Origin of the sequence: Acetobacter indonesiensis, assembly GCF_000963945.1 — a bacterium.
Classification (GTDB): Bacteria; Pseudomonadota; Alphaproteobacteria; order Acetobacterales; family Acetobacteraceae; genus Acetobacter; species Acetobacter indonesiensis.
In genome coordinates, this window is record NZ_BAMW01000078.1 from 68,824 (window position 1) to 77,400 (window position 8,577).

General features: G+C 51.8%; 10 protein-coding genes. 2 read left to right on the forward strand and 8 right to left on the reverse strand.

The genetic code is table 11. From position 1 onward, the window contains the following. Positions 1–20: 20 nt before the first annotated feature. Positions 21–731: a DUF1826 domain-containing protein gene (locus Abin_RS14340; RefSeq protein WP_307190430.1), complete on the reverse strand. Its 711-nt coding sequence runs from the start codon at positions 729–731 to the stop codon at positions 21–23. A gap of 187 nt (positions 732–918) precedes the next feature. Between Abin_RS14340 and Abin_RS14345 the strand changes: the two genes are divergently transcribed. Then, complete coding sequence (locus Abin_RS14345) at positions 919–1,371, forward strand: MliC family protein (RefSeq protein ID WP_218026278.1); 453 nt, start codon at positions 919–921, stop codon at positions 1,369–1,371. 49 nt (positions 1,372–1,420) lie between these two features. After that, positions 1,421–2,170: a YoaK family protein gene (locus Abin_RS14350; RefSeq protein WP_048848138.1), complete on the forward strand. Its 750-nt coding sequence runs from the start codon at positions 1,421–1,423 to the stop codon at positions 2,168–2,170. A 45-nt stretch (positions 2,171–2,215) separates the two neighbouring features. On the opposite strand, the gene trpS is transcribed toward Abin_RS14350, so the two are convergent. The 7 genes from trpS to Abin_RS14385 all read right to left on the reverse strand — a co-directional run bounded on the left by trpS (position 2,216) and on the right by Abin_RS14385 (position 8,497). Then, positions 2,216–3,211, reverse strand: a complete 996-nt coding sequence (trpS, locus tag Abin_RS14355) for a tryptophan--tRNA ligase (protein WP_048848139.1) — start codon at positions 3,209–3,211, stop codon at positions 2,216–2,218. A gap of 31 nt (positions 3,212–3,242) precedes the next feature. Beyond that, positions 3,243–3,713 carry a c-type cytochrome gene (locus Abin_RS14360; protein WP_048848141.1) on the reverse strand — a complete coding sequence of 157 codons (471 nt, stop codon included), beginning with the start codon at positions 3,711–3,713 and terminating at the stop codon, positions 3,243–3,245. A 63-nt stretch (positions 3,714–3,776) separates the two neighbouring features. Further along, positions 3,777–4,271 carry an FKBP-type peptidyl-prolyl cis-trans isomerase gene (locus Abin_RS14365; protein ID WP_048848142.1) on the reverse strand — a complete coding sequence of 165 codons (495 nt, stop codon included), beginning with the start codon at positions 4,269–4,271 and terminating at the stop codon, positions 3,777–3,779. 42 nt (positions 4,272–4,313) lie between these two features. Further along, the gene (locus tag Abin_RS14370) at positions 4,314–5,555 is read right to left on the reverse strand and encodes an argininosuccinate synthase (protein WP_048848144.1); all 1,242 of its coding nucleotides are present in this window, start codon (positions 5,553–5,555) and stop codon (positions 4,314–4,316) included. Positions 5,556–5,667: 112 nt separating this feature from the next. Further along, on the reverse strand, positions 5,668–6,882 hold the full coding sequence (gene rlmN / locus Abin_RS14375; RefSeq protein WP_048848173.1) for a 23S rRNA (adenine(2503)-C(2))-methyltransferase RlmN: 1,215 nt from the start codon (positions 6,880–6,882) through the stop codon (positions 5,668–5,670). A 154-nt stretch (positions 6,883–7,036) separates the two neighbouring features. Beyond that, positions 7,037–7,636, reverse strand: a complete 600-nt coding sequence (locus tag Abin_RS14380; protein WP_048848145.1) for a hypothetical protein — start codon at positions 7,634–7,636, stop codon at positions 7,037–7,039. Between the two features lie 123 nt (positions 7,637–7,759). Next, on the reverse strand, positions 7,760–8,497 hold the full coding sequence (locus Abin_RS14385) for a TlyA family RNA methyltransferase (protein ID WP_048848148.1): 738 nt from the start codon (positions 8,495–8,497) through the stop codon (positions 7,760–7,762). Between the last annotated feature and the right edge of the window lie 80 nt (positions 8,498–8,577).

Sequence of the window (8,577 nt, forward strand, 5' to 3'; positions counted from 1 at the left end):
GCGCGAGAAACAAAGCCTCTTCAACAGCATATTTCTGACGATAAGCTGTTTTTCTGTCTAATTGTGGGGTTATTGGTTTCGGACATGCCACATGCAGTGGGCTCATCCACTGTCAGTAAAAGTCTCAGCCGATCATTAACAGGAAGGTGTGAGATTGGTGGGGAACGATGAACAACGCCGCGTCCCTTATGACCAGGCCATTTGTTCCCTTTTAGAAGAGCGATATGGCCGGTTTCAATACGTCGAACCATATCGGAAGAAATGTTTGACGGAATACCTGCCGCGTTCATAGTGTCTGTAGAAAGCAAATCTCCAGGCACCCATTCAGTGCCAAGCCCATGATAAGTGCAGAGAAGCCGTAGATGGACGTGATCTGTATGAAATTTACGGCAGGAATCTGTTGTTACCTGTTCAAGTCTGAATCTGACTTCGCTTAATCCGCTTTCAGCTTGATACCGCTTAACCAACGCCAAAGCGTCTTCTAAAAGAGGACGTGTTTGTTCCGAAAAATACGGGGTGAGGAGGGAGCGAAGGTTTTCTGGTGTGCCACGGGCTAAAATAAGATCGGGTCCTGTCGTAATCAGGACTTGGATGGCTTGCTGGAGTGCAGATGGCAAGACGCGCGGAATCAGAAGTAGGGTCTGGTCCTGATGTGATAATGTCTGTGGTGACCGGAAAGGCTGTATAAGGTCTTTGGTCGGGCAAGAAGAAAGATCCACGGAGGGCCTCACGCAATGTAATGTTATAAAATTACATTGCGTGAGAAAAAGTGCAAGTATTCTTCTGAATCATACGGTCCACCATTACCAAACAATAAAAGCGGTCACGCAATGGAACGATTGTCTTCGTGCCCGCTTTGGCAAAGTGGCTGGACGCATTAGTGTCGTGCTTTAGGCGCCTGAAGAAGGATGGGAAATAATGACAATGCTCTCTCGGTACACTGTGTGTTTGGCAGCCATGACAGGCCTATCTTTAAGCATGAGCCTTGCAGCGAATACATATGCCCAAGGAAGAGTTAAGGCCGGAAGCAGCACCATTCTGGAGGTGCCGCTAACTCCAGCCGTGCCAGTGGAGAAAAATGTTACGGTCTATCGGTGTAATGGCCCGAAAGATTTACTGTCCAGATTACCGGCAGCCACTGTTCGCGTAACATATATTAACGCAGGGGACGCCAGTCTGGCTGTCTTGCCGATTGAAGGCCACACGCTGGTTTTTGCAAACGTCATTTCTGGCTCCGGGGCGAAGTATGTTGCCGACCGTTTTGTGTGGTGGAGCAAGGGCAATACGGCCTATTTTTCAGAAGACCGGCAAGATATTACAGCGCAGGTCATGTGTAACGAAGTACCGCGCATTGTACCAGTTGGGCAGTAAGGGAAAGAGATGAGCAGAAAACAATTTTGGGCCAATAAAGATATGATCCATGCTGCTGCTTGAAAAAGGCGCACGTACGTTTCTGGCAGATCGGCAGCTTGGAAGTTCCCTGGCCGTGGTGGCAGGAGCTGTAAATGCAGCAGCATTTTTAAGCGTTGGATATTACTGTGCAAACATGACGGGCAATGTGTCTGCCTTTGCCACTAATTTTGTTAATGGAAAGGGAGAGGCTGCCCTGATTGCTGGTGGGCTGGCACTTAGCTTTTTGTCTGGTGCCATGCTCTGCACCGTGATGATGAATGCGGGCCGACGGCGGGGCGAAAACGCGATATATGCGTATAGCGTTTTATTGGAGGCGGTGCTGCTGGCTGGCTTGAGCATTGTCCAGATAGTTTGGCTTCATCCGACTGAACAATCGATTATTGCCCCAGCGGTCCTTAGTTTTCTTATGGGGATGCAGAATGCAACAGTCACCCGGATTTCAGGGGCCGTTGTGCGGACGACCCATGTAACCGGTATGATCACCGATTTGGGGATCGAGCTAGCAGATTGGCTTGGTACTTTTAGAAACAAGATGGAAGCCGAAAAACACACTAAAATGAGACAGCGTTTATGGCTTCATAGCCAGATTATTGGCTGCTTTGTTTTGGGCAGCGCGATTGGTGCTTACGGCTATAATCGGTGGCCAGCCAGTTTTCTGCTGATTGTCGCATTGTTTCTGGGTGCGTTAGCGGTACAGGCAATTATTGCCAATGCCCTTGGTGCGGCCGGTACAGCAGCGCAGCAGCGTTCTGATTAATAAATTTGGCGGGAATATTGTAATAAACGTTCCCGCCTTCAAAAATTACTTTACAAAGCCAACAATTTTTTCAACTTCACTGACAATCGGTTCAGCAATAGCTTGTGCTCGTGCCGCACCTGAGCGGAGCGTTTTGACCAGATGGTTTTCATCTTGCATCAGGCGGGTAGTTTCCTGAGCAATCGGTGCAATGGTGTTCACGACCACGTCTGTTAAAGCCTGCTTGAACGGGCCGAAGCCTTGGCCTTCGTGCTGGGAGAGAACATCTGCAATCGAGGTATCAGCCAATGCCGCGTAAATAGTGACAAGGTTTTTAGCCTCGGGGCGTCCTTCTAGTCCTGCTTCATCAGCGGGTAGAACATCCGTATCAGTTTTGGCGCGGCGGATTTTCAACGCGATTGTATCGGCATCATCCGTCATTTCGATGCGGCTTTGCGCTGACGGGTCTGATTTGGACATTTTTTTAGTGCCGTCGCGCAGGCTCATAACGCGGGCAGCAGCAGGCGGAATGAGAGCCTCGACAGTTGGGAAGAATTCCAAGCCGTAATCATGGTTGAACTTCTGGGCAATGTCATTGGTCAGTTCAAGATGCTGTTTCTGGTCTTCACCAACCGGTACGCGGGTTGCCTTGTAGGCCAGAATATCTGCGGCCATCAGGTTCGGATAAACATACAGTCCTGAGGAATGGTTTTCTCGGTCTTTGCCTGCTTTGTCCTTGAACTGTGTCATACGGTTCAGCCAGCCAAGACGCGTGACGCAGTTAAAAATCCATGCCAATCGAGCATGGGCCGACACGGCAGATTGATTGAAAAGGATGTGTTTTTCAGCATCAATACCGGATGCCAGCAAAATGGCAGCCTGTGTCAGCGTCTGGCTGCGCAGTTTTGCCGGGTCCTGCCAGACAGTAATGGCGTGCATATCAACCAGACAAAACACGCATTCATGGTCTGCCTGTAGGTTCACCCAGTTACGGATAGCCCCCAGATAATTACCAAGCTGGGGAATACCGGAAGGTTGAATGCCAGAAAAAATGCGCTGCATAGAGGTCACCACTGTAAACTTGGACTAAAAATCAGGGAATGGGGAAAAGCTTGTTCAGATCTTCACGTTGGGATGCAACAGCCCCAGCCGATTTGCGGACGGCCCGAGCCGATGCAATATCTTCTTTGCTAATGACGGGTGCGGGTTTTGTCGTTCCGCGCTCAGATAGCCATGTGAGAATCTGTGCGACTTCCTCATCTTTCAGATAGCGGAAGGGGGGCATTTCAGCCGAATAGTTCTCGCCATTGGCTTTGATTGGTCCACTGACACCATTCATCAGAACATCTGCTAGGTATTTTCGGCCCTGTTCGGTGCTGGCAATGCGATCAATCCGGCCAACAAGTGGCGGCACTGATCCCGGCATCCCATCGCCACTATGATGGCAGATGCCACAATTGGTCCCGTAAAGGCTTTTCGGGCTTTTTGGTGAGCAATCTGTCAGCAGAACCGATAGCGCCCCAGTAACAATGCAAAAGGGCAGGGAGCGTTTGAAAGACATCATGGTCTTTGGTCATCCTACCCGGTTCTGCCTATGGCAAAACCGGTTGAGAGCCGTTTCCGCGGCTTAGTGGGCGTGGTCAACGCCCAGAAGCTGGATACGGAAAATAAGCGGGCTATCAGAAGGGATAACCCCCATAGCTTTATGGCCATATCCCAGTTCAGGCGGAACATAGAGCATCCACGTATCACCCACATGCATCATGGGCAGGGCTTCCATCCAGCCTTTAACCAACCCCTGCAAAGGCATCTGCATATAAGCGCCATCACCATGCTGGTCAGAACTGTCGAAGATTGATCCGTCAGGCAGACGGCCTTCATAGATGATCATCATCACATCCCCGGGGCGCGGCTGTTCGCCGTCCTTGGGGCCTGATTTCAGAACCTTGTAGGCCAATCCGTCTTTCAGAACAGTCACACCGGGTTCAGACCGCAGCTTTTCCATCTGCTGTGCTGGTGTCAGATCCTGCTGAACCTCTTCCTTATGAGAGCCACAGGCTGCAAGAGAAACAGCCATGCCGGCCGCAAGCACATACGGAGAAAGTTTGAAACGACTGATCATGATCCTCGACAATCCAAAAAGAATGGCAGCGGGCAGGAATGCTTAGAGAGTACCGCCGTTGCGGCCAATCTGAGCACCCAGACGAAGGCGCAGAGCATTCAGTTTGATAAAGCCTTGCGCATCTTCCTGATTATACGCGCCTTCATCATCTTCGAAAGTGACAACGCGGGTATCATACAGGCTGTTGGGGCTTTCGCGGCCAACGCAGACAACATTTCCCTTATACAGTTTCAGGCGAACACGGCCCGTTACGGAGTGCTGTGATGCGTCAATCAGCGCCTGAAGCATACGACGTTCCGGAGAGAACCAGAGACCGTTGTAAATGATGGACGCATAGCGCGGCATCAGGCTGTCTTTCAGGTGCATTGCTTCACGATCAAGCGTGATGGATTCTATACTGCGGTGTGCCGTCAGCAGAATTGTGCCACCCGGTGTTTCATAAATACCGCGAGACTTCATGCCGACAAAACGGTTTTCAACCAGATCAAGGCGGCCAATCCCGTTTGCTTTGCCCAGTTCGTTCAGGCGTGTCAGCAACGTAGCAGGAGACATGGCTTCGCCATTGATGGCAACCGGGTCACCACTGACAAAATCGATGGTGATTTCAGTCGCCTTGTCAGGGGCTGCTTCCGGGGAAATGGTACGCTGGAAGACAATTTCTTCAGGCGCAATTGCCGGGTCTTCCAGCAGTTTCCCTTCTGAAGAAGAGTGAAGCAGGTTGGCATCGACCGAGAACGGGGCTTCGCCACGTTTGTCTTTGGCAATGGGGATCTGGTTTTCTTCAGCGAAAGACAGCAGGCGGGTGCGGGATGTCAGATCCCATTCGCGCCATGGTGCAATAACCGTGATGTCAGGCTGCAGGGCATAATAGGCCAGTTCAAAGCGAACCTGATCATTACCTTTACCGGTTGCGCCATGGGCCACGGCATCAGCCCCGACCTGACGGGCGATTTCAATCTGACGCTGCGCAATCAGCGGGCGGGCAATGGATGTACCCAGCAGATACTGGCCTTCATAAAGCGTATTGGCCCGGAACATCGGGAACACGAAGTCTTTGACAAAGGTTTCGCGCAGATCTTCCACAAAGATGTCTTTTACGCCGAACATCTCTGCTTTTTTGCGAGCAGGTTCAAGTTCTTCGCCCTGACCAAGGTCAGCGGTGAAGGTTACAACTTCACACCCGTAGGTTTTCTGCAGCCAGCGCAGGATGACGGATGTGTCCAGGCCGCCTGAATAGGCCAGCACAACCTTTTTGACATCTTTTCTGGCGGCAGGTGCGCCCATGGGGTGGTCTCCTGAATATGAAAGACAAATAAAGTTTCGCCACGCTTCCTAGCATTAGCAGGCTATGGGAACCAGTGCCTGAACACCCATGAAGCGGGAGAAAGCAGAAAAATCAGCTCTGCGATGCGCGCACACGCTCGCTTTCCGTTTTCAACTGACCGCATGCTGCCAGAATATCGCGTCCACGGGGGGTGCGGATGGGGGAGGCAAAGCCCGCATCCATGATGATATCGGCAAATTTGTTCTGCTGTTCACGCGTGGAGGGGCGATAGTCACTGCCGGGCCACGGATTGAACGGAATAAGGTTAACTTTTGCAGGAATACCTGAAATCAGCCTTACCAGTTCACGAGCATCCGCTTCACTGTCGTTAATGCCGCGTAGCATGATGTATTCAAACGTAATACGGCGCGCATTGCTTGCCGCCGGGTATCGGCGGCAGGCAGCCAAAACCTCTTCAATCGGATATTTGCGGTTTAATGGCACAATCTGGTCACGCAGGTCATTCCGCACGGCATGGAGCGAGACGGCAAGGTTAATGCCCAGTTCTTCGCCACAGCGGTCCATCAGGGGAACGACACCAGAGGTCGAGAGCGTGATGCGGCGGCGGGATAGGCCAATTCCTTCACCATCCATGATGATCTTCATGGCTTTGGCAATGTTTTCATAATTGTAGAGCGGTTCACCCATACCCATGAGCACAATGGTAGAAAGCAACCGGGGAGTATCGCCCTTCGGGCTGGGCCACTCGTTATAGGAATCCCGAGCTGCCATGAACTGCCCGACAATTTCGGCTGCACCCAGATTACGTACCAGTTTCTGCGTGCCGGTATGGCAGAACGTGCAGGAAAGCGTACACCCGACCTGGGAGGAGATGCAGACCGCGCCTCGGTCTTCACGCCGGTCTGGAATATACACGGTTTCCGCTTCCTGCCCGTCGCGGAAGCGGAACAGGAATTTACGTGTCTCATCCGTTGACGTTTGCACCGTCGTGGCCTGCGGTCGGCTGACAACAAAGCGTTCAGCCAGTTTCTGCTGCAACGGTTTGGCAATGCTGGTCATGCTGGAAAAATCTGTCACACCCTGATGATAGATCCAGTGCCACAACTGTTTGGTACGGAATGGTTTTTCACCTATTTCCACAAGGATTTCTGTCAGTTCGTCACGCGACAGACCAACCAGATCACGCCGACCATCTGGTAGAGTGGCGTCGGGTGGGCTGAACAGGGCAGCCTTGGCCAGAATACGCGCCCGTTCTTCCGCATTCAGAGCCGCAGCGGCTTCTGCATCGTGAGTTTTAGAGGAGGATACGGAATCAACGAGGGACATAGACAGCGCCATTAGGTGGAAGATTTTTCAGGGGCTTAAAGCAGAAAACAGGTCAGGCAAGCGCCAGACCTGTGCGTCTATAGATTATTTTGTCGGGAAACCGCAAAGTTTTGTTTGAAAAACCAGACAATATTCTCCGGCCGTCAGGCTCAGGTCAGTTGCTGCTTGTTTCCGGATGCGTTTGGTCTTGCAGGTCAGCGCGCAACCATGGGGCGATGGTAGTTTTTGCCGGATCAATTTCATCCATGATCAGGCTGATGGTCTGCGCCGAGTAAGCATCTGGCTTATGGTCGGGCGAAATAGGAAAGCTTGGGCGCGGAATCTCAAAGGACAACGCTGGTTGCTGGGCCGCATCTGCTGTAGTGGCGCTGACAGGTGTTGTCGCGTCTGGCTGGATATTAGCCGTGACGGTCAGTTTTTCTGCATCTGGGTGCAAACCAAAGAACAGGTAAGCGTAAGACGCCGCAGCAGAAAGCACATCACGCATAGCCACCCGATAACGATTGTTGCCATCTGATGGAAGGGCCTGTGCATGCAGTGTAGCTGGATCGGCATTAATAGTAAGCGTATGCGCGGTCAGATCTTCCTGTAGCGTAAGGCCATCCTGCTCATAACTGCTGAGCAGGGGGCTGCTGGTCTCCAGAATAGTATCGCTAGGCGCAGCAGGACTGTGATGAGGAATAGGGGCAGCCTGAACACCAGTGATGCTCAACAGGCTGATCGTGACACCAAGCATCATGATGATTTTGCGCATTGCGACGATAATTCCTTTTTTGCTGAAGAGAATAATCTCTCATAAAATTGTGGCAAAAAAGGTGACGAATAGCCATGCGTAAAACGGATATATTGCTAAAATCGGTTTTATATAAAAGGAAATTTAAACTCGGCGCGCCGCAATCAGAAACTCTTTGTTTCCTTCCGGTCCGGTGATGGGACTGGTTTCTATGCCTAGAACCTCCCATCCCGGCAGAGAACGCCACCAATCCTCAATAGTCTGACACACGCTCTCATGCACTGCGGGGTCGCGAACAACACCTTTGGCCCCGATCTGATCGCGTCCAGCTTCAAATTGCGGTTTAATAAGCGCGACGGCCCATGCGTCATCCGCTGCAAGGGACAGGGCGGCAGGCAGCACTGTGCGCAAGCCAATAAAGCTTGCATCGCAGACAATGACAGAGGGAGCCACTGGAATAATGTTATTATCCAGATGCCTGGCATTACATTTTTCCAGCACTGTGACGCGTGGGTCTGACCTTAGCTTCCAGGCAATCTGCCCATGGCCCACGTCAACAGCAAACACCGATTTAGCACCATTTGTCAGCAATACGTCAGTGAAGCCGCCTGTGGATGCACCAACATCCAAACAAACGCGATCCTGAGCGGACAGGCCAAAACGCTCAATCGCATGGGCCAGTTTGCAGCCACCGCGTGAAACCCAAGGGTGCTGCTGCCCGCGAACGTCAAGCGGTGCATCTTCGGGAAGTTGGTCTCCCGCTTTTGCAACGCGCTTTTCGTTTGTGAACACAAGCCCTGCCATGATCAGGGCTTGTGCTTTTGTTCTGCTTTCAACCAGACCACGGTCAACAAGCATTTGGTCAACACGGCGGCGTGCCATTGGATTAGGCCGTTTGCTCCGTCAGAGAAACACCCAATGCGCTGAGAGCGGTTTTAACGATGTGTGGAGCTGTGAGTTCA

What these genes read in the sequence shown, in the direction of transcription:
- Abin_RS14345 (WP_218026278.1), top strand. Translation starts at nt 919, where the DNA reads ATGACAATGCTCTCTCGGTACACTGTGTGTTTGGCAGCCATGACAGGC.
- Abin_RS14350 (WP_048848138.1), top strand. Translation starts at nt 1,421, where the DNA reads ATGCTGCTGCTTGAAAAAGGCGCACGTACGTTTCTGGCAGATCGGCAG.
- trpS (WP_048848139.1), bottom strand. Translation starts at nt 3,211, where the DNA reads ATGCAGCGCATTTTTTCTGGCATTCAACCTTCCGGTATTCCCCAGCTT.
- Abin_RS14360 (WP_048848141.1), bottom strand. Translation starts at nt 3,713, where the DNA reads ATGATGTCTTTCAAACGCTCCCTGCCCTTTTGCATTGTTACTGGGGCG.
- Abin_RS14365 (WP_048848142.1), bottom strand. Translation starts at nt 4,271, where the DNA reads ATGATCAGTCGTTTCAAACTTTCTCCGTATGTGCTTGCGGCCGGCATG.
- Abin_RS14370 (WP_048848144.1), bottom strand. Translation starts at nt 5,555, where the DNA reads ATGGGCGCACCTGCCGCCAGAAAAGATGTCAAAAAGGTTGTGCTGGCC.
- rlmN (WP_048848173.1), bottom strand. Translation starts at nt 6,882, where the DNA reads ATGTCCCTCGTTGATTCCGTATCCTCCTCTAAAACTCACGATGCAGAA.
- Abin_RS14380 (WP_048848145.1), bottom strand. Translation starts at nt 7,636, where the DNA reads ATGCGCAAAATCATCATGATGCTTGGTGTCACGATCAGCCTGTTGAGC.
- Abin_RS14385 (WP_048848148.1), bottom strand. Translation starts at nt 8,497, where the DNA reads ATGGCACGCCGCCGTGTTGACCAAATGCTTGTTGACCGTGGTCTGGTT.